General features: G+C 42.4%; 18 protein-coding genes. 8 read left to right on the forward strand and 10 right to left on the reverse strand.

Features of this window, described 5'->3' with window-relative positions; genetic code table 11:
• Nucleotides 1-6: 6 nt before the first annotated feature.
• The 6 genes from AB6735_RS20235 to AB6735_RS20260 form a co-directional block, all read right to left on the reverse strand.
• Complete coding sequence (locus AB6735_RS20235) at nt 7-462, reverse strand: RidA family protein (protein WP_370997862.1); 456 nt, start codon at nt 460-462, stop codon at nt 7-9.
• Between the two features lie 58 nt (nt 463-520).
• Nucleotides 521-2,053, reverse strand: coding sequence for a SusD/RagB family nutrient-binding outer membrane lipoprotein (locus tag AB6735_RS20240; RefSeq protein WP_370997863.1), 1,533 nt, complete (start codon nt 2,051-2,053; stop codon nt 521-523).
• 18 nt (nt 2,054-2,071) lie between these two features.
• A complete protein-coding gene (locus AB6735_RS20245) occupies nt 2,072-5,320 on the reverse strand; it encodes a SusC/RagA family TonB-linked outer membrane protein (protein WP_370997864.1) in 3,249 nt (1,082 codons plus the stop codon).
• 326 nt (nt 5,321-5,646) lie between these two features.
• Complete coding sequence (locus AB6735_RS20250; protein ID WP_370997865.1) at nt 5,647-6,615, reverse strand: FecR family protein; 969 nt, start codon at nt 6,613-6,615, stop codon at nt 5,647-5,649.
• Nucleotides 6,616-6,799: 184 nt separating this feature from the next.
• Nucleotides 6,800-7,372: an RNA polymerase sigma factor gene (locus tag AB6735_RS20255; protein WP_370997866.1), complete on the reverse strand. Its 573-nt coding sequence runs from the start codon at nt 7,370-7,372 to the stop codon at nt 6,800-6,802.
• A gap of 144 nt (nt 7,373-7,516) precedes the next feature.
• The gene (locus AB6735_RS20260; RefSeq protein ID WP_370997867.1) at nt 7,517-7,642 is read right to left on the reverse strand and encodes a hypothetical protein; all 126 of its coding nucleotides are present in this window, start codon (nt 7,640-7,642) and stop codon (nt 7,517-7,519) included.
• 61 nt (nt 7,643-7,703) lie between these two features.
• Between AB6735_RS20260 and AB6735_RS20265 the strand changes: the two genes are divergently transcribed.
• From AB6735_RS20265 to AB6735_RS20295, 7 genes are all read left to right on the forward strand, one after another.
• The gene (locus AB6735_RS20265; protein ID WP_370997868.1) at nt 7,704-8,363 is read left to right on the forward strand and encodes an adenylate/guanylate cyclase domain-containing protein; all 660 of its coding nucleotides are present in this window, start codon (nt 7,704-7,706) and stop codon (nt 8,361-8,363) included.
• Between the two features lie 251 nt (nt 8,364-8,614).
• Nucleotides 8,615-11,695, forward strand: a complete 3,081-nt coding sequence (locus AB6735_RS20270) for a SusC/RagA family TonB-linked outer membrane protein (protein ID WP_370997869.1) — start codon at nt 8,615-8,617, stop codon at nt 11,693-11,695.
• An 18-nt stretch (nt 11,696-11,713) separates the two neighbouring features.
• Nucleotides 11,714-13,342: a RagB/SusD family nutrient uptake outer membrane protein gene (locus tag AB6735_RS20275; protein WP_370997870.1), complete on the forward strand. Its 1,629-nt coding sequence runs from the start codon at nt 11,714-11,716 to the stop codon at nt 13,340-13,342.
• 499 nt (nt 13,343-13,841) lie between these two features.
• Entirely contained in the window at nt 13,842-14,852 is a 1,011-nt protein-coding gene (locus tag AB6735_RS20280) for a winged helix-turn-helix domain-containing protein (RefSeq protein ID WP_370997871.1), read from the forward strand.
• 11 nt (nt 14,853-14,863) lie between these two features.
• Complete coding sequence (locus AB6735_RS20285) at nt 14,864-16,462, forward strand: solute:sodium symporter family transporter (protein ID WP_370997872.1); 1,599 nt, start codon at nt 14,864-14,866, stop codon at nt 16,460-16,462.
• Nucleotides 16,463-16,533: 71 nt separating this feature from the next.
• Nucleotides 16,534-17,997: a hypothetical protein gene (locus tag AB6735_RS20290; RefSeq protein ID WP_370997873.1), complete on the forward strand. Its 1,464-nt coding sequence runs from the start codon at nt 16,534-16,536 to the stop codon at nt 17,995-17,997.
• Nucleotides 17,998-18,031: 34 nt separating this feature from the next.
• Entirely contained in the window at nt 18,032-20,080 is a 2,049-nt protein-coding gene (locus AB6735_RS20295; protein ID WP_370997874.1) for a hypothetical protein, read from the forward strand.
• A 187-nt stretch (nt 20,081-20,267) separates the two neighbouring features.
• Here AB6735_RS20295 and xth read toward each other — a convergent pair whose 3' ends face one another.
• The 3 genes from xth to AB6735_RS20310 form a co-directional block, all read right to left on the reverse strand.
• Nucleotides 20,268-21,044 carry an exodeoxyribonuclease III gene (gene xth, locus AB6735_RS20300; RefSeq protein ID WP_370997875.1) on the reverse strand — a complete coding sequence of 259 codons (777 nt, stop codon included), beginning with the start codon at nt 21,042-21,044 and terminating at the stop codon, nt 20,268-20,270.
• 196 nt (nt 21,045-21,240) lie between these two features.
• On the reverse strand, nt 21,241-22,692 hold the full coding sequence (locus AB6735_RS20305) for a family 43 glycosylhydrolase (protein ID WP_370997876.1): 1,452 nt from the start codon (nt 22,690-22,692) through the stop codon (nt 21,241-21,243).
• A gap of 50 nt (nt 22,693-22,742) precedes the next feature.
• The gene (locus AB6735_RS20310) at nt 22,743-23,474 is read right to left on the reverse strand and encodes a hypothetical protein (protein ID WP_370997877.1); all 732 of its coding nucleotides are present in this window, start codon (nt 23,472-23,474) and stop codon (nt 22,743-22,745) included.
• A 262-nt stretch (nt 23,475-23,736) separates the two neighbouring features.
• Here AB6735_RS20310 and AB6735_RS20315 point away from each other — a divergent pair, with 262 nt between their 5' ends.
• Complete coding sequence (locus AB6735_RS20315; RefSeq protein ID WP_370997878.1) at nt 23,737-23,946, forward strand: hypothetical protein; 210 nt, start codon at nt 23,737-23,739, stop codon at nt 23,944-23,946.
• 123 nt (nt 23,947-24,069) lie between these two features.
• Here AB6735_RS20315 and AB6735_RS20320 read toward each other — a convergent pair whose 3' ends face one another.
• Nucleotides 24,070-24,435, reverse strand: coding sequence for a response regulator transcription factor (locus tag AB6735_RS20320; RefSeq protein WP_370997879.1), 366 nt, complete (start codon nt 24,433-24,435; stop codon nt 24,070-24,072).
• Nucleotides 24,436-24,620: the final 185 nt, after the last annotated feature.

Below are 24,620 nucleotides of genomic sequence, written 5' to 3' on the forward strand. Positions count from 1 at the left end.
TAATTTCTATATGTAAGCGATACAATCCATTTCAACCAGGGAGTTTCCGGGTACGCCGCCTTTGGCTACGGCTACGGTTGTGCGTACCGGCGGATTTTTACCAAACCTGCCTTTGTACACATCATTCATGCCCTGGTAATCGGCAATGTCATTCAGAAAAACGGTAACTTTTAATACCTTTTCCATTGATGAGCCTGCTTTTTTCAATTCTTTCTCCAGCTCCTGCAATACGATTTCGGTGTGCGCCTTGATCTCGAAAGGCTCCACGTGAGCGCCTTTTCCAGCTATAAAAATCATATTGCCCAGTTTGGTGGATCCCGAAAACAGGGGTACATCCTGGTGTTTGGTAATGTTGTTTACTTCTTTTTCGTCGTTGCTTACAACACTCGCTTTTGCAAAGCCAAATATTGAAATGCCTGCCGCCGAAGCCAGCAGTTTTTTTAAGATCGATCTTCTTTCCATGATTATGTTGTTTTTAGGTTATGTATAATTTTAAGGTGTAAATGATACTCGGCCGGTATTAAGGACGATCCCACCACATGCGCGTCAGGAAATCGTCTGGACCCTGACGGGCAATGGCCGCGTTATAATTAGCTTTATTTAAATTTTGCTCGGTAGTGGGGTATAACATTCTTCTGAATATTTTGCCTCCTGTAGCATTACCCACATAGTTATTAGGTACTAATGCCGGGTAACCTGTACGCCTGTAGCTGGCAAATACTTCCTGTGAGTTAGGGAATACCCCAACCCAGAATTGTGTATAGATCTGTTCCATTTGAGCATTGAATGAGCCTGTGGTATTTAGCCGGTGATAGCTCAGGTAAGTTTGGATCTGGTTACTGCTGATAACACCTTGCGCCCCAAACAACGCCCATTGACGCATAGACGCGCTGATGCCATTTTCATACAAAGTACTCGTACTTGATGCGGTGTACCAGCCACGTAAAGCCGCTTCGGCCAGCAGAAAGTTGGTTTCGGCGTTGGTGAGCAATAGATACGGGCTATTTAGTTGTAAAATAGTATTGGGATTGGGTTCTGAATAAGTTACAAAAACGGCATCGGCGGGTTTAGCGCTCAGGCTTGATGACATACCTTTTTGTATCACTGCCGTGGTATCCGCAGCTTTATTTAACCAAACCACAGAAACGGCTGCCAGGCGGGGATCATTATTGGTTTTTAGATAGTTAATAAACACATCCTGGTATTTACCACCTTCGGGATTGGATGTGCCGTTTGCACCTATAAAGTCGGCATTAAGCATATTGAGAGCAAGTGGGTTTTTGTTAATATCCTGACCGGCAGAAACGTAACCATTTACTTTAGCGATATCGACATCCGCGGTGATCACACCACCGGCGATGGCTTTTTTTGCCCATGTTTCGGCACCGGCAATATCTACTTTGGTCATGCGCATGGCACAACGCAGCATCAGGGAATAAGCAAACTTTTTCCATTTATCCACATCGCCGTTATAGATCAGGTCGGCTGCACCAAATGTTGGTTTTGCCGCATTAAAGGAGGTCGCGGCTTCACTTAATTCCTTCAGTATATCGGCATAGATGTTCTTTTGCTCATCATACGCGGGCATGTAAATCGCATCAGTGAACCCTTTACCAGCTTGTGAATATGGAATATCACCATAAAGATCTGTAATACGGCTAAAGCAGTAAGCACGCCATATCCTGGCTGCCGATAACAGATTAACCTGATCCGGCTTACCGGTAACTGAAGTAATTACCTGAGTTATCTCATTGATCTCTTTTGGGTAGGCGGTGTTAAACACCACCCATGATTGTGAGCTTTGGCTCAACACATATTTTGCGCCAAACCCGGCTACATCATTATAGCTGGTGGTATATTGCATGGTACCCTGAAGAAGCACCTGAACGTCACCTGCTCCATCCAACACGGCTTTAGTAAATACAAAAGCCGGCGTAGGGTTAGCTGATGAATTGGGGTTGGTATTGATAGCCTCAAAGTTTTTGTCGCACCCTTGCAGGCCAATACAGGCTATCAGCAGGGTTAACAATTTGGGAATAAAATATTTTTTCATGATGGTGGTTTTTCTGAATTAAAATTTAACCATGAGGTTTAAACCATAGCTTCTTGTTCTGGGCAGGCCGAATGATTCGAAACCCTGACTTGAGCCATTGGTAAAGCTCGACTCCGGATCGAAATTGTCTGTTTGCTTATAAATGGTTAGCAGGTTACGCGCGACAAATGAAACAGAGGCATTTTGTACATTGATAGCCTTCAGGAGATCGGCCGGAATATTGTAACTGAATATAACCTGGCGAAGCTTTACAAAGCCCCCATCGTGCAAAAACAACTCTGAGTAGGACTTATAATTATCATAATAGCTGCGCAGGTTTGATATGGGCACTGTTCTTGAATATGGATTACCAGCCTGATCAACACCACTCAGCTGCAAACCGTTATCCCTGCCCGGCAGGGTTGTTTTCATTAAACCTAAACGGGTACCGTAAACTTCCATTAACGAGAATATCTTATTCCCAAACTTACCATCAAGCAATACATTCAGGGAGAACCGCTTGTAACGGAAATCATTTGACCAGCCCATGGTTATGGGCGCTACGCCTTTGCCCAAAGTTTGCAATCCTGTTGCCACAGGTAAGCCGGTAGTGGCGTTAAATACGGTTTGGCCATTGGCATTTTTAAGGATACGGGTACCTACTATAGTACCATACGACTGACCAACAATGTTATTGATATACGCCCAGCCATTAACAGACGAAGCCATCTGGATCTGATCGAGCCCGGCCGCCAATCGTACCACCTCATTCTTGTTATAAGCAAAGTTGTAACTGGTATTCCAGCTAAAGCCTCCTGTTTTTATCGGAGTTCCGCTTAATAACACCTCAATACCCTTGTTGCTGAGTTCGCCTACATTTAAAACCACATTATTGTAGCCTGTAGTTCCGGAGATAGCTGTAGAAACGATGTCATTAGTAGTTTTACGATCATACAGGGTTATATCAAAACTTAAGCGGCTGTTAAATAATTTGGCCTCAATACCCGCCTCTGTTGTGGTAGAGGTGTAAGGGCGAAGTGTTGAATTAGAGATGGTTGTGCTGGAAACATTTTGTATGGGTTGCCCCGAACTTGGCACCATGGTAAATGCCTGGTTAATTTGGTATGGATCTGGCGCACCACCGCCTACTTGTGCAAATGAGGCCCTTAACTTGGCGTAGTTGATTACCTGTGGTAATTTAAACGCCTCCGAAAGTACAAAGCTACCACCCACCGAAGGATAAAAGAGACTATTGTTTTTTGGGCTTAAAGTAGAGAACCAATCCTGGCGACCGGTAACGGTTAAATAAGCAAAATTCTTATACCCAATATCAGCCGAGCCCATCAATGAATTGATAGCCGTTTTATTATTTTTAGGCGTTGTGGAAATGGTTGAAAGATTGGTTGAGCTGTAGAAATAAGGGATAATATAATTACTGCCTGTAATATTGCTTTCATTATAAACAGAACGCTGCTGATTGCCCCCTACAAATGCAGTAAGAGCAAAATCCTTAGTTACTTTGCCGTTGTAGTTGAGTGTTAATAAACCGTTTGTTTCAGAAGCATCAACCTTCAATTCACTATACTGACCGTTTGGGACGTATAGAGTACCGGTGGGCAGGATATACTTGTAGTTGTAATAATAAAAGTCGCGGCTCACAACACCTTTTAACGACAGATTCTTAATAATCTCATAGGTAAGCCCGGCCTGACCAATGAACCTGTTTTTGATATCATTCTCCTTAAACTTGTTGACTACAAAATAGCTGTTTGAGGCAATGGAGGCATCATTCCAGGCAATTTCATTACCATTGGCATCATAACCTGGCTTTAGCCATCTGATATCAGCGGTATTGGCGATCATATAGGGCGTCCAATTGGGGTTACCCAAAGCATCACCGGCAGTGGTTCTGTTATGGGCGTTTTCAACGTTATATTGAGCTAATGCTTCCAGGTTGATGCGTTTACCCAGCTTGCTGTTAATGCTCAGGTTACCTGTTTTACGGTTATAATCTGTATTGGGAAGTACACTTTTACTATTGAGATCAGAAGCCGAGAAGCGATAATTAATAGCCTCGGTACCACCCGTAAAAGCCAGTGTGTTGGTAAATGTAGAGCCGGTTTGATAGAAATTTTTGATATTATCCCGCTGGGCGCTATATGGGTGTGTCAACCCATCAGCGGCAACATATGGCGAACCGTCAATTTTGGCACCGAAAGACCGGCGGCCTGTTTGTATAGCCTCTCCCTGTGTGGTTGGCTTTACACCGTTATCGCCCTGGCCGTACTCATATTGCCAATCCGGGAAAACAGCCGGCGTTTCCATCGTGTAGGATGAATTGTAATCAACACCGATACCTTTTTGCGCGCGCCCCTTTTTGGTAGTGATCAATATAACACCGTTAGCGGCCCTTGCTCCATAAAGCGCGGCAGCAGTACCACCTTTAAGTACACTGATAGATTCAATGTCATCGGGGTTAATCCCTGCTATGCCATCGCCGCGGTCAACGTTACCTGCACTGCCGTTTGTTGTGGCACTGCCCCCCGGTACCGAGTTTTCCAGGGGCATACCATTAATTACATACAGTGGCTGGTTACCGCCCGACAGCGAGCCGTTACCCCGGATAATAACCCGGCTTGATCCGCCCGGGCCGGTCGATAATCCTGTGGCATTTACACCGGCAACTTTACCGGTAAGGGCGTTAGCCACGTTGTTTTCACGAGCCTGTGTAAATTCATCGCCTTTTACTTCGGTAACAGAATAAGCCAAGGCCTTACGCTGACGTGAAATACCCAAAGCCGTAACGATTACCTCGTTAAGCTTGCTTGCTTCCTCTTGTAAATGCACGTCGATGGTTTTACGGTTGCCTACCGCAATTTCCTGGGTCAGATACCCTATTGACGAAAACACGAGCACCGTATTGCCATCAGGTACATTAATACTGTATCTGCCATCGGAGCCTGTACTGGTTGCAATTGCCGCGCCTTTAATCCTTACGGTTACACCCGGCAATGCGCCGGTTTTATCGGTAACCTTACCCGTTACCTGAAATGCTAACGTTTTTTGCATTACCAGAATAGCGGAGGTGTGTTTCCTTTCTATCAGGATCATATTGCCTGATAATTGATAATCCATGCCCAGGGGATCAAATATCTTGGATAATACCAGGCTCAATTTTTCGTTTTTTACATCAATGGTTACTGTTTGGTCTGTAACTATTTCGTTACTAAAAACAAAACTTAGCTTAATTGCCTTATTTATTTGCTTTAGTACATTTTTTACAGGCATGTTTGTCACTTTTAACGAAATTGGAGTGTCTAAGTCCTGTATAGAGTGAATGACCGCGCTGGTTTTAAAGAAACAGACAGATAAAAAACCTGTAGTTATGACTATCCTGTTGACAGCTTTGCGCAGCCGATTAGAGGACAATATTTTTTTTGTCATATATTTGAAGAAAATTTATAGTGAATAAATGCCCTTGCGGGAGCTATGAATTATCTGAGCTTTGGCTCGGTGAGGTTGGATGTGCTGGAATCACATTCAACCTTTTTTTATGTCGTCGTTGTATATTTCTATAGGCAATCGGTTTTAAAAGTTATCATTCTGTTTATTTATTAAAAGAGTGTGTATACATTTTTATCAATCCGGTATTTGGTATGTGTAAGCCTGGTGATCCCATTCAAAATATCAGGCAGGGTTTGATTTTGGAATATGGCTGTAATATGCCTGGAGGCGACACGAGGGTTATCTATCACAATATTCACCGCATATTTATTGCTTAGTGCAATAGCTACATCAGCCAACGTAGCATCCTCAAACATCATTTTATCATCCATCCAGGCGATAGCATCTGTTGGATCGGCCATCCGGCTAACCGTTAGGGTTTTATTCTTTTGATCGGTTACGGCACATAACCCAGGTGTAAGTATAGCGTGTGCTTTGCTGCTTTGGTCAATAACACCCACCTTTCCGGTTAAAACAGTTACTTTTTGAGGTCTCTGTTCATTGTAGGCACTAACCGTGAAAGTTGTACCTAAAACCTGTGTTCTTAACGCGCCCGAATAGATGATAAATGGTTTCTTACTATCATGTACTACTTCAAAATAAGCTTCACCTTTTAAATAAACTATCCTTTGTCCGTTACTAAATTTTTCCGGGTAACGTAAAGAGCTATTGGCATTCAGGGTAACCTGGGTACCATCGGCTAAAGTGACTACCTTGGTTTTGGCGGGCAAAGACTGAGCGGTTAAGTATTGGATGCTGTTAGCCGTCTTTTTATAAAAGCCTATGGTACCTATCAGCAAGGCCAATGCAAAGCACGCGGCATATTTAAACAATACACGGGTATTAAAACGTTTGGGTGTTTTTTCTTTGATCCGGGCAGAAATATCGGTCCAGCTTAAATTGTTTTCAATTGCAGACTGCGCCGATTTTTCCCAATTGTGTTTTAACACCTCATCAAAATCATCATTATTGGGCGAAGCTTTGAGCGTCAACATCAACTCATCAAATTCCTCGGGTGTGCAGGCATTGTTGATGTATTGGTTTAATAAGTATGATTTTCTTTGCTTATGATCCATCATTAACTGTGTGATTACATTAAAGACACAGCAAACACACAAACAGACTAATGCAAAATGAAAATTTTATTTTTTTTATTATAACATTCTAAAAATGTTATTCTATCCTACTGTGAAATACAGAATATAACCCATCAATAGTTGCTCTTTGGTAAAATTAAAATCAGCCAACAAAATAATGCTTCCTTTAATACCTATATTTAATGAGCACGAAAATAAGAATGAGCGTTGGATCGATACCGTGCTGGGTAAGATATCCTTTTATGGATGCCAAAGCCGAAAGCAGATGATTTTTGACCGTATGTTTTGATAAGTTTAACTGAGATGCGATGTCGTCATAGCTCAGATCGTTGTTTTTGCTCAGCTCATAAACCAACCTGCGTTGCGGGGATAGCTTGCTCACAGCCGCATGGATCAGTTTTTTATACTCAGACAACTGTACTGCCGATTCCGTATCATTATAACCCACCACAGCAATTTGCATTAAATGATTAGTAAGCCGCATATCGCTTGCCGCCTTTCTTAAATAATTTAATGAGTAATTGCGAACTACAGTATATATGTATCCGTCCAGATTTTTTACGTCACTTAACGCTTCGCGATTCTGCCAGATCTTAATGAATATCTCCTGGGTAATTTCTTCTGCTGCGTAATGAGATTTTGCTAAAGCATAAACCTGGGCATAAACCTGGCGGTTGTATTCCTCAAATACCCGTCTGAATTCAAACTCTGAATATGTTTTCCGGATATCGCTTTTCATTAAATCAGCAACAAGGTTCTTGTAATGTTTTAATAGTGATAAAAATTTTTATCTAATATAATGAAGGTTTTATTCATTCCAACAAATCATTACAAATTTCCTAACCTTTTGATGATGTTATATTAACTTAATGGAGTTCATGCTCTATCCAGCTACTTTTCTCTCCAGGTAAAGTTTACCGACCATATCCCGGCATTTACCGGGTAGCAGCCCGGTTTCTCCGTTTTTGCTTTGCGGCAACAGGGCCATCAGGATAGTTTTGCCATACATCAAGCTGATCTTGTTTTGTGTCTGCTTAAAATGTTTTAATGCCTTAATCGTCTATACTATCATGGAAAATGATCAACTCATACTGAATCCTACCTTTGATTCGCCTGACCGGGAGCAGGAATTGGCTATCTTATTTTTGGATATCCGGAACTTTACCGGCTTGTTGGAAGCACAGGCTGGCCAAACCGTTATCCAGGTGGTTCGCCGTTTATTCACCGCCTTTAACCAGATCGTTAAGAATTTTGGCGGCAAAGTGGTGGAGATCGCCGGGGATAGTTTATACGCTGTGTTTGGTTTACAAAGCGAATTAAAAGAATCGGTGAACAATGCCTACCAGGCCTCTAAAGTTATGTTCCAGACTGTCAAACTTTTTAATGACGCCTATGCAGAACCTTATTATGGCGGCCCCTTGCAAATTGGTGTAGGTTTGCACGCGGGGAAAGTATTTGTAGGTGAATTCGGCCCGGATAACGAGCCGCAATTATCTGTTACGGGTTTGCCTGTTAATATCGCATCAAGACTTCAGGCTAAAACCAAGGAGCTGAACAACGATATGATCATTTCTGAAGATGCATACCAGTTATTAACCGGAAATGAGGGCATCACCCTTCATCAAACCGTGAAACTGCAAGGCATTAGCCAGGATCAGCAGATCCGCTTAGCCGGCAAGCCTTATCACACACATCAGGAGCTTGACTATTTACTGGCCATTTCGGGATAGATACAACCAGACTAAACCAGATTTTTCGCTGTTCTCCTTTCCTCCAGAAAACCCATCTGTAGGTTTAATTACATTCTGTATACCTTCTCTCTCTCATTTTCCTATAATTAAACCCTTGCCTTCAGAGGCCGCTTTGGCTATAGGATCTGTCTGCATTTATAATTATGCAAAAATAAATTTGTTTGTATCTAAAAAGTTACTATTTTTATTTTTAGAATAGACCAGAATAGACCAATTAATTTAAATCAATTATGAAAAGAAAAGTACCTAAGAACCTGGGACTTGTTATGCTTTGCTGTGTTTTGCTGCTCAGCTTTCAACAAGCTTTTTCCCAACAAGTTAAAACCATTTCGGGTCACGTTAAAGATGAGCAAGGCTTGCCTATGCCCTCAGTCAGCGTTAGTCTTGCCGGTACCACTCAAGGCACCACCACCGATGTTAATGGATCTTACAAAATCAACGCGCCCGAAAACGCCACCCTGGTGTTCTCCTTTTTGGGCTATGAGAAGAAGACAGTAAAGGTTACCGGCAGCTGGGATGGAAATGTAACCATGACCGAAGACAAAAAGGCCAGGAACCTCAACGAAGTAGTGGTAGTAGCTTATGGAACTCAAAGAAAGGCAAACCTAACGGGCTCGGTAGCGGCAATTGGAGCAAAGGAACTTCAGGACCGCCCGGTTACCAACCTTAATGACGCGCTGCAAGGTACTATGGCTGGGGTCACCGTTACTACTACCGGCGGACAGCCAGGTTCAACCGGCAGCATTAATGTACGTGGCATTGGCACACCAAACAACAGCACCCCCATGGTGGTGATTGATGGTATCATTGGTAACCTTTCTGATGTAAACCCAAATGACGTACAATCGGTTTCTGTATTGAAAGACGCAGCCTCGGCAGCTATATATGGATCCAGGGCGGCCAACGGTGTTATACTGATTACCACCAAACGGGGTAAAAGCGGTAGAATGCAGGTAAATTATAACGCTTATGCGGGCAAGCAAAAGCCTACTAACCTACCCGATTTTTTGCCTTCCTGGCAGGCAGCCACACTGTATAATCAGGCTTTGGCAAACGAAGGTCAGGCTCCATACTGGACAGATAACGATATCACCTTATTTAAAAACCAAACCGCCCCGGATACACACCCCAATACCGACTGGCAGGGCTTTTTGTATAAAGGGAGCGGTTTTCAACAAAACCATGCCGTTAACATCAGCGGCGGAGATGATAAAACCCAATACGCTTTTTCGCTGGGCTATTTTCAGCAAAATGGTATCATACAGAAATCAAATTATAAAAGGTATTCAACCCGTATGAATATCAATTCGGCCATCACCAAAAACTTTAGCGTAAATGCCAATCTATCATTTTTATACGCCCCTACGCAGGCACCTGATGGTTTAGGAGGCGGAGATATAGGCGGTATTATCGGTACAACAGCTGCCATGAGCAGCACGGTTGTAAATCAATACAAAAACGGTGTTTACAACTACCTTTCTTTTGGCAATCCGATTTCCTGGCTTAATTCACCAGGCTATAATAACAATCAAAATTCTCTTTTTACAGGTAATACGGGGCTTGATTGGGAACCGATCAAAGGGCTTCATTTTAAGCCATCATTCTCCTACCGGTATAATACAAACCCCGCGCAGGAATTTAAACCAGCGGATACTTATTATGATCCCAAGAACCCAACTGTAGTTTTAACAACTATCAGTCAAAGTTCAATAGTCAACACCAACTCTACCAATAATTACTATAATCTGCAGGCATTATTGGAATACGACAGGCACTTTGGCAAACATAGTATCAACATATTGGGCGGTAGCTCGCAGGAATTGACTACCTACCGGTACCTGTATGCTTACAGGCAAAATTTCCTTAACAGCTCCCTATCAGAAATAAACGCGGCGCCGTCGTTGGGTCAGCAAAATGCCGGTACTTCCAGTCAGTTAGCGCTGCTCTCTTATTTTGGCCGTGCCAGATATGCCTATGACGACAAATATCTGTTCGAAGCCAACCTGCGCGATGATGGTTCGTCCCGGTTCACCAACGGGCAACGCTGGGGGCTTTTTCCATCGTTTTCTGCCGGTTGGAACATCTCGAAAGAGCGCTTTTTCGGCTCTTTATCAGAGGCTATTCCCATGCTTAAACTGCGGGCTTCCTGGGGTAAGTTAGGTAACCAAACACTTGGTACTACAAATGGCCTTAATATTCCCTTCGCCTATCCGGCAATTTCGGTTGTATCAAGCGGGCAAAATTATTCATTTAACCAGACCCTTGCCCCTGGCATCGCGTTAAACAACGGCGCCAATGCATCCATTATCTGGGAAAAAACAACAACTAAAGACGTAGGTATAGATATGGAGCTACTGAATAGCAATTTGAGTTTTACGGCCGATTATTTTGTAAAAAACACCAACGACATATTATTACAACTGCCGGCCAGCAATGTATACGGCTTTACAACACCTTTCCAAAATGCCGGTGCGGTACGTAATTCGGGCTGGGAACTGGCTGCCTCATACAGAAACAAGATCGGGAATGTATCCTACAACGTTGCGGTTAACGCTTCATTCATCACCAATAAAATAACTGATCTGGCAGGTACCGGATCTATTTCCAGTGGAAGAGTAGTGGGTTACCCTCTCCAGGCATTTTACGGATACCAGGCCGAAGGTATTTTCCAGACACAACAACAGATAAATGATCACGCCAAACAAAGCGGCGGCGTTATTGGCCCCGGCGATTTAATGTATAAAGACATCAGTGGCCCAAATGGCAAGCCCGATGGCGTTATTGATGGTAATGACCGGGTGTACCTGGGATCGCCTTTTCCTAAAACCACCTTTGGTTTTACGCTGGGTGCAGGCTGGAAAGGATTTAATATAACCGGCTTTTTCCAGGGAGCATTGGGGGTAAAGAATTATGTTCAGGGTTTTGAGCTGGGTTCATTACAGCAAGCCAACATAGGCAACCCTACCACAGCTTTACTGGATGCCTGGACGCCGACCAATACCTCGGCCACTTTCCCGCGCCTGTGGTCAACGTATACGCAAAACAATCCGCAAAGCTTTATATCATCCTTTTGGGTACGTAATGCCTCTTATTTAAGATTAAAGAATTTATTGGTGAGCTATACCCTGCCTGCTAACACGCTCGCTAAACTGGGTGTAAAGGGTGTCAAGATTTATTACAGTGGTCAGAATATCCTCACATTCACCAGTTTTTACAAATGGGTTGACCCCGAAACCACTACAGGGAACAACGCTTACGGATCATATCCGCAGTTAAAAACAAATACCCTTGGTCTCGAGGTAACATTTTAATTATTAAAAAATTAGTACATGAAAAATCTATTCATAACCTTAATTATTTTAGGCTCGCTGGCATCATCGGGCTGTAAAAAGGATTTCCTGGACCGAGCTCCTTTAGATTCTTATACCAATACTGTGCTCTGGAAATCATCAAATGATGTACTTGCAGCACTCAATGGCTGCTACTCCAAATGGGGAGGCGGCAATAATGGCTATTACGGAGTTTTTGCTGATAATAACTCCGATAATACTTTTGACCAGTTTCCATGGGAAAACTGGCTGGCCCTCTCGGCGGGTATCGCTACACCAACTAATCCGGGATACACAAAATGGCAGAGTACTTACACCTGTATTCAAACCTGCAACTGGTTTTTAGATAATGTGGGCGCTGCCAATATGGATGCAACGCTTAAAGCCAGGACAATAGGCGAAGCCCGTTTTTTAAGAGCCTATGAGTATTTTATGTTGAGCCAATTGTATGGTGCTGTTCCACTGGTTGAACATAATTTAACAACTGATGAGGCCAATAAAGTAACACAAGCATCAAAAGCTGATGTGGTTAAGTTTGTATTAAACGAGCTTACCGCTATTGCCCCCAATCTGCCTGTTAGTTATTCCGGCTCAGATCTTGGGCGCATTACCCAGGGTGCTGCTATCGCCTTAAAAGCAAGGATCGAATTATTTAATCAGATGTATCCTGAATGTATAGCTGATTGCCAAAAACTAATGACCGCGCCGTTTACTTACAGCATCTATCCAAGCTATGTTAACCTTTTCCGTCAGCCTTTTGCTGATAATCAGGAAGTAATACTGGATGTTCAATTTAAACCAAGTGATAATAATTTTGGATGGGCCAGAAACATGACCATCAATTCGTTGGGTGGTTATAATTCTATCGCCCCTACTCAAAGTCTCGTAGATGCTTATGAAACTACCAATGGTAAAACCATTGATGATCCGGCATCGGGCTACAATCCGGCACAACCCTATCAAAACAGGGACCCGCGGCTTAGCGCCACTGTTTTTTATCCGGGTGCGCAATACAGCAGCAAATTGCCTTATGGCTTTTATTATGATCCTATTTCAAGCAATCCAAAAACTTTAGACCATTGGGGCGATAACAACTGCAGCCCTTCTGCATACGGGCTACGCAAATACACACCTTTTATTGCCGACTTCCCGAATCTTGACCAGGTAGGCATGAATGTTATCCTGATACGTTACGCGGAAATAAAATTAATGGATGCCGAAGCAAAAATTGAAAGTAATAAAATAGATGCATCGGTTTATGATGACATCAATGCGGTACGGAAAAGAGCAGGCGTAAATATGCCCGCTGTAGATCAGTCAAAGTATAACGATCAGGCAAGTCTACGTACTTTATTACGCAGGGAAAGAAGAGTAGAACTGGCGGTGGAAGGTCTTCGCTGGTTTGATATACAACGCTGGCAGATAGGCCAACAAGTGATGAACGGCCAGGTATCTGGCAGTTTGCTTGGTACTGTGAATCAAACAACCGGTGCGATTACCCTAACCCCTGGAACAACCATCAAAGTGGGAGCTGCACGCGTATTTGACCCGGCGAAAAACTACCTGTGGCCGATTCCGCAGACAGAGATAGATCTGAATAAAAGCCTGAAACAGAATCCTGGTTACTAATTAAAATGATAACGTGTTTTGTGCTTAAAAAACATGAGCATACGATGTAATTTGTAACACGGGCAAATATTTCGTATATTTATATAAATCACAGCCCGGGTATCTTTTAGTAGAGATCCGGGCTGTTTGGTTAAAGTAAAACTGGGGACAAAAACCGACCATCTTGCATACAGTTATTTGACAATCAATAAATTAATACTTTTTAAAGTTTTAAAAACCACTCGAAACAGAGTTAAAATTTGTTAAAAAGTGTTAAAATCGATGGTTTTGAATCAATTTTTGATCGTTTTTGGCCGGTTTTTGAACCGAAAAGTGTTAAAATTCAGGGTTTAAAAAGTTTTTGGGGTGCTGATTGGAGCGGTGGTCGTACATCATTTATCCGGCTTTAATAAAATTATGGTTGAATAAAAAAATAAACCCAACCCAACTAAATTAATAAGGAAACAGTGCAATCAGCTTGCTGCGTTTTTTCTTACTTTGGCTAAAATCTACACGTGAAATGGATAGAATTTTTCAGGAAATAAAAAAGCTTACAGATATACCGTCTTATTCAAAGCATGACCGTTTTGTGCAGGGGATCATCAACGCTATCAATGAAAAAGTTATTGGGCAGGATGAAACGTTGCCCTCAGTAAACAGGCTGATCAAAGAATTGGGATTTTCGAGGGAAACGATCATCAAAGGTTATAAAGACTTGATTAGCAGGGGAATTGTAGAATCAAAAAACAGGCTGGGCTATTTTGTTGGCAATGGCAATACAGAACAAGTTTTGAATGTGGCCCTGCTCATGTATAACCTGGATACTTTTGAAGAGCAATTCTACCGTAATTTCCGTCATGAACTGGGTCAAAACATCCGTTTAAATCCCTATTTCCATCATGGTGATATTGAGATATTTGAAACTATCCTTACCCAGATCAAAGGAAAATATGGTATGTATGTGATAGCGCCTATCCCCCACCCGAAAACCAAAGAACTGCTGGATACTATCCCACGCAATAAATTCCTGATGTTTGACCGTTACGAACCATTGGAGGGCGACTTTAATCATATTACCCAGGAGTTTGGCCAATCGTCCTATAAGATCTTCTCCCAACTGGCGTCCAAAATAAGCCGGTTTGATGAAATGATATTTTATCATTCGCCCAACTCATTGGATCCAAAAGAGATGGTCAAATCATTCAAAAAATTCCTGAAGGATTTTAATATCAAGGGGCGCATCGTAAACGAATACACACCCGGTACGGTGGAGAAAGGAAAAGTTTATTTTACACTGGACAACTTTGCACTTTGGCAGATCATGCGCGATTGTAACAGTCAGAAATTAATACCGGGGAAAGATCTTGGCATACTGTCTCACAACGATGAGCCGGCTAAAGAGATCATCGGGATCACCACCTTTTCTGCCGATTTTTCGAACATGGGAAAATTGGCCGGCCAAGCCATATTGAATAAAGAAAAGATCAGTTTAACGGTTCCGATGCTCCTATTTGAACGGAATACGCTTTAAATTACGCAAAGGTGAATTGGGTTATTTTTATCAGCTTTCTTTTCTTTACCAGCATTGTGGGCTTGGTGTCATGGTATAAATCAAGAAAAAGCAAGCTCAACACCCTAAATGGTTTATTCCTGGCCGATCGCAGTCTTAGCTTTTTACTGGTAGGCGGAGGCTTGTTATTTACCAATATCAATACAGCCACCATTATAGGCGAAAACGAACTTACCTATACGCACAATATGTCGGTGATGGCCTGGGGAATGACCTCTGTACTGGCCATGTTATTGGTTTCTGAGTTTTTAATGCCTATGTACCTTAGGCTGGGGATAGCCACCACACCCGATTACCTTACGGCCCGATACGGCCCTGGCATAGGGAAACTGGTTTCTTTTATTTTTTTGATCAGCTACATTATTAATCTATTGCCATCCGTACTGTACAGTGGGGCGGTCGCATTTAACGGGTTGTTTCATTTTTCGGAGATCTGGCATACAGATTACTGGACAACCATTTGGATCCTTATCTGGGTTATGGGGACTGTTGGTTGCCTTTACTCTTTATTAGGAGGATTAAAGGCTATTTCTATTTCGGATACTTTGCTTGGCCTGGGCATTTTTGCAGGCGGGCTTTTACTGCCTTTTTTTGGACTCAGGTATCTCGGGCAAGGCAGTATCATGCAGGGCTTACATATACTATTGAACACGCACAAAGAACATCTGAATAGTATAGGCTCAGCATCAGACCCTATCCCCTTTGGCACCTTGTTTACAGGTATGCTATTGGTGAACTTATATTACTGGGGTACCGAGCAATATATAGTTCAGCAGGTGCTGGCTTCAAAAAATCTTAAAAGCTGCCAGAAAGGGATTGCTGTAGCCTGTTTGGGTAAGTTGATATCACCCTTGCTTTTAAATGTTCCCGGTTTAATTGCCGTACATATATTTACGCATCTGGATAATTCAGCCGAAGTATTTCCCAAGCTGGACAGCCTCGTATCGCCGCCCTTCATAGCCGGATATATCGCCGCCATCATTTTTGGCGCAGCCCTTACAACTTTCAATGCGGGTTTAAACAGCTCAAGCACCTTGTTTGTACTAAACATTTATAAACCATGGAAGGAAAAGCGCTCCCGGCAAACTACCGAGAAGGACATGATCAAAACAGCTAAAAGATTTGAGATCATCATCTGCTTAACCGCTATGCTCATTGCGCCATTTATCATTTTTGTAAAAAATGGCTTTTATACCTATGTACAAATTGTGAACGGTTTTTTTAATGTGCCCATTTTTACTATTATGTTTATGGGTTTTGTGACTAAAAGGGTGCCCGCACTCGCAGCCAAAATAGGTCTGGTATTTTTTATAATAGCTTATGGCATTACGCAATTGGTAATCGACACCCATATTCATTTCCTGCACATTTTGGCCATACTATTTGTGATAACCTGCGGACTCATGTTTGTTATAGGTAAGCTTTACCCAATGCCTGTACCTTATCAGCAAAAGCTTAATAATGTGGTAGATATAAAACCCTGGAAGAACCGCCATATTTATACCGGTATACTATTACTTCTCATGATACTGATGTTTATTTTGTTTTCGCCGCTGATACTTGCAAAATAAGTTTGGACAATAAATAAAAATGTTTATTTTTATAAAATAGACCAGAATAGACCAGAATACATAATTTGAATATGAGTACGATTGTTTCTTTAGCACGCATGATATTTATATTTGCAGCGGCACTTGGCACTGTTTCCTTTTCTGCCGCTATGGCTCAGGATAATGGTGTACAGTTTTCTTCATCTGATAAAAAAGTAGAACAGGCTTTTGCATGGGCAAAAGGTATGGCTTTGCATTATAAAGGTCATCCAAAAGACTCAGTAGGTCCATGGTATGAATCGGCCTTGCCCCCACGTGATGCATTTTGCATGCGTGACGTATCACATCAAAGTATTGGTGCCGAGATATTAGGTTTAAAACAGGAAAATCGCAACATGCTTACCTTGTTCACAAGCAATATATCGGCATCAAAAAACTGGTGCTCCTACTGGGAGATCAATAAAGCTGGGAAACCAGCTCCTGAGGACTACAGGAACGATCACGAGTTCTGGTATAACCTGCCTGCTAATTTTGATGTACTATATGCCAGCTGGCGGCTTTATTTATGGACGGGCGACAAGTACTATATCAATAATCCCGCTTTTGTACATTTTCAGGAAAAAACGGTAACCGATTATATAAACACCTGGGTACTATCAGCCGATTCTATGTTAACAAGACCCGCTCACCCCAATGCACCGGTTCCTTTTAATGAAAGCGATTCTTTCCATCGCTGCCGTGGCTTACCTTCATACTCTGAGGGGGTTGCCAATTTAAAAACTGGTGCTGATCTGATAGCGGCATTGTACAGGGGGTTACTTACCTATTCGGCCATATTAGTAGAAAAAGGCAGGCTAAAAGAAGCAGCCTTATATAGTCTGAAAGCCGAAAAATACCGCCAACAACTGGAGACCCACTGGTGGGACGAAAAAGATAAATTATACTATACTTACTACAGTAATGACAACCATTTTGGAAAAGATGAAGGCGAAACCTTTTTGCTTTGGTTTGATGCGTTGAAAGATGCCAGCCGTGTAAATCAAACATTATCCCATCTCAGCTCCAAAACCTGGAATGTGGAGAATACTTCATACTTACCGCTTATATTTTATAACAAAGGCTCATGGGATAAAGCGAGGGATTACATCCTGTACCTGTCCAATGAAACTACGGCAAGGAGAGAATATCCGGAAGTTTCTTTTGGAGTGATAGAAGGTATTGTACAAGGACTGATGGGTATTACACCCGATGTACGCATGCATAGTATCAGCACTATTTATAAAACATCAGCGGCCGGTAACGCGACTATAAGTAACCTGCCATTGTTGAACACAGTGGTGGATGTGGCACATCTTAATGCTCGTCAATCATCATTGACCAACCATGGAAAGCAGCCATTAAAATGGAAGGCTTTGTTTTACGGTAGTTATCATCAGGCTTATACTAACCGTAAGCCTTTGGCTATCAAACAAGAAACAGATTCGCAGGGGAAGGTAATGTCCTTTACCGAAGTAACTGTTAAGCCCGGTCAACAAGTAAAAGTCAACGTGAAATAATAAAAGCACTCATCGCACCATACAAAAACATTTAATGAAATCTTGCTCACATAAACTCCTGTTCTCAGCATTAGCATTTCTTATACAATGCACCTCATCCTACGCTCAAAAACAAGCTTTGCCGCCACAAGCTGACAGGTGGCTTTTACAACCGGATGGCAGCATCACCTGGAATATCAAAGACCGCTTGCCCCATGCAGACCATATAGAAATGTCGGGCGAGAAAGTATCGTTATGGGTTGCTTATAGTGTAGATTCTTCCAGGACTTGCCATGTTAGCCGTACCGTGGTTTTCCCAACTTTTCGTATGCTTCCTGATGATACGCGCAGCCATATCGCTTATACATTTGATGATAATACCTTACCAAGAATACGTATAAATGGCAGGCTATTACGTCCAGATGTTTCGGAAGGAAATATAAATGTACTGGCAAAAAGTATTAATCAACATGGCATTATGCGTATTATGGAACAGGCTGGCGATTCGAGATACGTTAAAATAGAACGTGCATTTTTTCCATCTGTAGATAAACCCCTGGCTATTGAAAAGTATACATTTACGAATACCAGTAATAAACCGGTCACTATATCTGTGGAGCATTTGAAACGGGAGGTAACTACCGATACCCTGAGAAGTAAAGGATCGCCTCATACGGTGATCATGCAGTCGATAAATGATGGCAGCAGGATATTGCAGCCAGGACAGGTATACACCTTTTCCGTTTGTTACCGAGCTACTGATCATCCCTCATCTCTGTCCTCTGTTGACCCTCAATTTGAAGAAAAGGCGCGTGAAAACCGGATAGCTGAAATTGAGGCGCCTTTGCAGTTACAAACACCGGATAGTATCCTGAATACGATGTTTGCTTTTGCCAAGATCAGGGCTACAGAAAGCATTTTTAAAACTAAAGGTGGCTACATGCACGGACCTGGGGGCCTATCCTACTATGCCGCTATCTGGGCCAATGACCAGGCAGAATATATCAACCCCTATTTTGCCATTTCTGGCGACAGGATAGGAAATCTTTCTGCGATGAATGCTTACCGGTTGTTCGCTAAATATATGAATCCGGACTATAACGCCCTCCCAAGCTCCATTGTTGCCGAAGGGGATACGATTTGGAAAGGTGCCGGCGACCGAGGTGATCAGGCCATGATAGCGTACGGCGCATCAAGATATGCCCTTACTTATGGAAATGCCGACTCTGCAAAAGTCTTGTGGCCACTCATCTCCTGGTGTTTGGAGTATAGTCGCAGGCATATCAACGCTCAAGGCGTTGTAGAATCACAAAGCGATGAATTGGAAGGCCGGTTTCCTTCGGGTAAAGCCAATCTTTCTACCAATTGCCTGTATTATGATGCATTGGTTTCAGCAACTTTACTTAGCAGGCAATTACAGTTACCCAAACAACAAACCGATCTGTACACGAAACAAGCGGAACAGCTTAAAGAAAATATTGAAAAATATTTTGGTGCTGATATAGCCGGATTCCATACTTACAAATATTACGAAACCAATGATGTGCTGCGTGCCTGGATCTGTATACCACTCACTATGGGTATATATGACCGGAGTAAAGGTACTATCGACGCGCTATTTTCGTCTCAGTTATGGACAGCCGATGGTTTAGCCACACAAGCTGGTAAAGAAACCTTCTGGGACCGTTCCACCTTGTATGCCCTCCGTGGTGTTTTGCAAGCAGGGGCAACAGAGCGGGCTATGACTTTTCTGCGTTATTATTCGCGCCGCCGGCTTTTAGGAGAACACGTACCCTACCCTGTTGAAGCTTATCCCGAGGGTAACCAAAGACATCTTTCTGCCGAAAGTGGTTTATACTGCCGGATATTTACAGAGGGGTTGTTCGGTATCAGGCCTACAGGATTTCGTTCATTTACTTTAAGTCCATGGTTGCCGAAAGGCTGGGATTTCATGAAGCTGAAAAACATTAAAGCTTTCGGCCGTTCCTTCGATATTACCGTAACACGGAAGGGTGTCAATGAAACGGTTACCGTTACACCTGTCGGAGGCAAACCCATTCAAAAAACATGGGCGGGAAAAACTCCAATGGAGTTTAAGTTGTAATAAGGTAAGCAGATAGCTAAATTGCATAAATACCTTGCTTCAGCATGGCGATCATCGTACAAACAACATTACCCGAATCGAGGTGTAAACTAAACTTTCGAGTAAAAAATGTTCTATATAGTTATTTAATCAATATATTCTAAGCTAATACCGCTGAAACAACAGAGATTGAACCAGGCGACGATAACTAAATGCCATTAAGTTCAATCCAGACAGGTGCATGGTCGCTGCTTTTTTCCCAGCCCCTGACTTCTTTGTCAACTCCACCCGACACAAGCCGGCCCCGGAGGTTAGGACTTAGCAGGAAATGGTCAATCCGCAACCCGGCGTTCCGGCCATAGGCATTGCGGAAGTAATCCCAAAAAGTATAAATTTGTTGACCAGGATAAAGTTTCCTGATCGCATCCTCCCAGCCCTGCTTTAAAAGCTTCTCAAAGGCAGAACGGACTTCAGGTCGAAACAGTGCATCATCCAGCCAGCGTTCAGGCTTATATACGTCTAACTCGGCCGGCATTACATTAAAATCTCCGGCAAGTATCATGGGCACATCCTGTTTGATCTTCCTTGCAGCATGTTCCTGTAGCCGGTTGAACCAGGCCAATTTGTAATCAAATTTTGGGCCGGGTGCCGGATTGCCATTGGGAAGGTATAGACACGCAATAATGATACCACCAGCAACAGCTTCAATATATCTGCTATGCAGGTCGTCCTCATCGCCAGGCAAGCCACGGCTTAGTTCTTTGAAATCATCCAACCGCGATAATATGGCTACACCATTCCAGCTTTTCTGGCCATGCCATATGGCGTTATACCCAGCCTCTTTAATAGCTGCTTCCGGAAATTTTTCATTGGGGGCTTTTAGTTCCTGTAAGCAAACAATATCTGGCTGTGATTCCGCCAGCCAGCGAAGCAGTACCGGTAACCTGCCGTTGATGCCATTTACATTGTAAGTAGCTATTTTCATTGATGTTAGTTTGGTCCTAAATATACATCCACGCTGTAATAAAGTTTTGCAATAACCGCTAAGCGCGCAAAACTTTGCCTTTTAATCCAGGAAACTGGGTAACCCGTCTTCCAACAACTTTGAGGCAGCGTCTTAACACCCTCTATAATTGGTGAAGGTTGAAATAATAGTTTCAAGTGTTTCGTTTTTACATATATTAGTGAACCCTAAAATTCCATTTGGAATTATCACTGTACATATCAAACTTGGAGAGTGTCGGTGTGCTGTCGCCAGAAGACACTAAAGCCAGCTGCTCCTTCGAGTTTGGGACCACCTTGGGCATAATCCTATAGGTTCCATCAGTCAACTGATCGATTCGCCATAATTGTTCCGGCGCGCCGGTAAACGTCGGAACTGTTATCAGTTCAGCATCGGCTGTTGCTGCTAATGCACGGTCTGTTCCTGCAATTGTTATCTTATAATATGGTCCGCCTAAATATCCACCTGCACCAGGAACTTGTGAAATTGTCCATTTTTGATGAGGGCGAAACATATAATCACTTACCCGTAAGCCAATGTTTCCGGTTGGCCAGGTTTTAATCACATCTGCTAACTCCTGTGATGGCACTGGCTTTACCGGTTCATCATTATTTCTGTTAAATCGCATTCCACCTGGCATTCTTATAAAATCAACATTCAATTGCAAGGCGTACCCTCTTCGCTCTGACTCAATCTCGTAAGTTCCATCTTTAAAGTTATCACCTGCAACAGGCCATCCATTTTTCCATAGTAACGGGCGGATGCCTAATACGCTACGACCACTTTGGTCCAAATCAGCCTCGTAATGACAAGACATCTTCTCAACGCCGTCGGCAACTACTACACGTCCAAAATGTCCTGGCCCAATCAGCCTGTCGCCAGCTGCAACTACCATCTTACCACCTCCTTTCAACATACTTCTTCCGATGTTATCAATGTATGGCCCCGTTATCTTTCTGGAGCGGCCAACAACAATATTATAGGTTGAGTTTGGGCCGTCACAGCATGTGCCGTGTGTTCCAAGCAAATAGTACCATCCATCCCGGTATAGCAGATCTGTAGCTTCACAATCAATGGCTATATTTAATGCTTTATTACCTTCCACCCGCTTACCCGTTTTGGGGTCAAGTTCCACCAGTCGTATATACCCAAAATAGGTACCATAGGATAACCATAACCTGCCATCGGTTGGGTCCAGAAGAAGCCCCGGATCTATCGCATCATTATCCTCAATACCATCAGATGAGGCAACTTTGACAGGATCTGAATATTTAAAATCCGGAGATTTTGGATCAAGCGACTTATTCCACATGCTAAGTATAGTTCCGTTATGACCGCCCGCCAGACCACCGCCAGTTGCACCATACACAATAAGATAGCGGTCTCCAATTTTTAAAACATCAGGAGCAGCTCCGCCGCCGGGCCTCACTCCACCTCCATTCCATGTCCAGCCATCTTCAGATATTAATCCGCCTCCAAATGTTCCAAATGTGTAAAACTTCCCATCACATGCTGCGATAGTTGAGGGATCATGTATAAATGGCTTACCAATCTGTGCTATCGTCTTTCCGGCTGACCACAATAAAAACAGGGTTATAGTGCTTATGACCTTTAATATTAATAATTTCATAATAAATAATTGCTGTTCAAATTCAACGTTAAATGAGATGATAAACTGACTTATTGCAGGCTGATGGTGAGACCTTTTATCGGATCCCCTTTTTCGTCAAGCAGGCGAACGCAAAAGTCACTAAGGCCGGGACCGTTGATTACCGCTCCACGTATTATATTCTTCCCTTTATTGAGTGTTAGTCGGGTGGAGGTACAATCGTCCATCACCATGCGTCTGTCGCCATCCAGAATCACTGCTTCTTTTCCGTTTAGCCACCATATTGATCCCCCGTTTGATCCTACTGCCAATCTTACATTTTTTATTTCCCGAGGACTGTTGATTATAGTTACCGCCCAAAACAAAACAGCATACGTCTGTTTTCTTAACCCATAGGCAAAACGAAATAATTTGACGTTAAAATCCGGACTTTCTAATGCATGCCATAACAACTCCTGCTCTCCAACTTTTACTTTTTCCTCATCCTTCGGAATAACCGTAAACTGGTTTGGAAAATAATTGGTTTCAAATTGTGTTTTCAGGTAATTCTCTGTAAAAACAAGATTGCTCCGTATTGATTTGTTAATGGGTTCTAAAAGTAACCACCGTTGAATAAACCCCTCAGTATTTGGTGTCTTTTTTGATGCTGTTGCCGGGACAAAGAATGGTGCCAGACTTCGCGTGGTATCATTTTCGGTTATAGGATCAATCTTGCCTGAAATAGCAGATTGTCCTTGTGATTCTAACCCGGCCAAAGTTAAAAAGGCCGCTGCCAGCAATACTACATTGCATTTAATATTCATAGTAGGTGCTTTGACTTAAACAATTTTGATAAATAACATATTGTCGAAAAAACAGGCCGCCTGCCGATGGGTTGTATAGAAATCATTCGCCAATGAGACATCAATCGCCTAATATCTTCAGATCTTAGTGGTGATCATCAGCAATAACAACAAAATATATTTCTCCAACTTTAAAAACGGCTGTAAACATTAATCCAAAACTATACTTTCAGAAAAGCACTTCATCACACTATTCAGCAATAAAAGTCAACATTTGTCAATAATGCCGTATAAAGGATATACTACGTCATGGAAATTCCTGATCAAAGATTATCGGGATGTAAAGCGACAAAAACAAATGGTGATAGATCATTTTAGCACGAAGGACCGGTATATAGTGCCTAAATCAAAAAAACAGCTTTGGCTGCAAACCGCGATGCTGCGCGTGATGCTTAAACTACCGGGAAAAGAAAAGTTATTAGTGGCTTCCTGAAACAAATGAAATGCACCGTAGATGAAGCTGCCAACGCCATAGAATTAAAAAACTACAATCATTACAAACTACAGACCATAAAAAGCGGTCAATTTGATCAGTCCTCACTCATTTAATTTATAATTAAACTAGGTGTCTCAGATGCTTATCAACAGCTTCAATCAGCTGGGTCATTTCAAAGGGTTTGCTTAAGTAGGCATCGGCCCCGCAATCCCGGGCAGTATTTTCCAGATTTGCCCATCCAGACATCAATACAACAGGAATATGACTGGTTAAGGGATGATTTTTGATAGATACACATAGTTCACTGCCAAAGCCATCTTTTAACCTGTTATCAACCAATACCAGGTCGGGCATGTGCAATATTACCCCTTTTATGGAATTTTTATCCAGCGAAGCAGCAGTATCATAACCCTCCTCACGCAGAATCAGTTGTATAGCTTCAGACAGATCAGCATCGTCTTCCACAATAAATATTTTCTTCTTCATAGGTTTATTAATGTAGATAAACAAATTTACATAGTACATTATTAATAATCAATTACTAATTAAGTTATTTAAAAATAAAGAAATGATTTTGATACTGTTTTTACATTATCTCTTTTAATAATGCAAATAGACTTGTGCGTAAAACAATTTTCTTTAATTTCAATTTGAAAGTACTGACGACAAAA

The sequence above is a fragment of the Mucilaginibacter sp. RCC_168 genome, assembly GCF_041355315.1.
In the GTDB taxonomy this organism is placed as follows: Bacteria; Bacteroidota; Bacteroidia; order Sphingobacteriales; family Sphingobacteriaceae; genus Mucilaginibacter.

Bases quoted from the DNA above. Each gene is read 5' to 3' on its own strand.
- AB6735_RS20235 (WP_370997862.1), bottom strand. From the start codon at position 462: ATGGAAAGAAGATCGATCTTAAAAAAACTGCTGGCTTCGGCGGCAGGC.
- AB6735_RS20240 (WP_370997863.1), bottom strand. From the start codon at position 2,053: ATGAAAAAATATTTTATTCCCAAATTGTTAACCCTGCTGATAGCCTGT.
- AB6735_RS20245 (WP_370997864.1), bottom strand. From the start codon at position 5,320: ATGCCTGTAAAAAATGTACTAAAGCAAATAAATAAGGCAATTAAGCTA.
- AB6735_RS20250 (WP_370997865.1), bottom strand. From the start codon at position 6,615: ATGATGGATCATAAGCAAAGAAAATCATACTTATTAAACCAATACATC.
- AB6735_RS20255 (WP_370997866.1), bottom strand. From the start codon at position 7,372: ATGAAAAGCGATATCCGGAAAACATATTCAGAGTTTGAATTCAGACGG.
- AB6735_RS20260 (WP_370997867.1), bottom strand. From the start codon at position 7,642: ATGTATGGCAAAACTATCCTGATGGCCCTGTTGCCGCAAAGCAAAAAC.
- AB6735_RS20265 (WP_370997868.1), top strand. From the start codon at position 7,704: ATGGAAAATGATCAACTCATACTGAATCCTACCTTTGATTCGCCTGAC.
- AB6735_RS20270 (WP_370997869.1), top strand. From the start codon at position 8,615: ATGAAAAGAAAAGTACCTAAGAACCTGGGACTTGTTATGCTTTGCTGT.
- AB6735_RS20275 (WP_370997870.1), top strand. From the start codon at position 11,714: ATGAAAAATCTATTCATAACCTTAATTATTTTAGGCTCGCTGGCATCA.
- AB6735_RS20280 (WP_370997871.1), top strand. From the start codon at position 13,842: ATGGATAGAATTTTTCAGGAAATAAAAAAGCTTACAGATATACCGTCT.
- AB6735_RS20290 (WP_370997873.1), top strand. From the start codon at position 16,534: ATGAGTACGATTGTTTCTTTAGCACGCATGATATTTATATTTGCAGCG.
- AB6735_RS20295 (WP_370997874.1), top strand. From the start codon at position 18,032: ATGAAATCTTGCTCACATAAACTCCTGTTCTCAGCATTAGCATTTCTT.
- xth (WP_370997875.1), bottom strand. From the start codon at position 21,044: ATGAAAATAGCTACTTACAATGTAAATGGCATCAACGGCAGGTTACCG.
- AB6735_RS20305 (WP_370997876.1), bottom strand. From the start codon at position 22,692: ATGAAATTATTAATATTAAAGGTCATAAGCACTATAACCCTGTTTTTA.
- AB6735_RS20310 (WP_370997877.1), bottom strand. From the start codon at position 23,474: ATGAATATTAAATGCAATGTAGTATTGCTGGCAGCGGCCTTTTTAACT.
- AB6735_RS20315 (WP_370997878.1), top strand. From the start codon at position 23,737: ATGCCGTATAAAGGATATACTACGTCATGGAAATTCCTGATCAAAGAT.
- AB6735_RS20320 (WP_370997879.1), bottom strand. From the start codon at position 24,435: ATGAAGAAGAAAATATTTATTGTGGAAGACGATGCTGATCTGTCTGAA.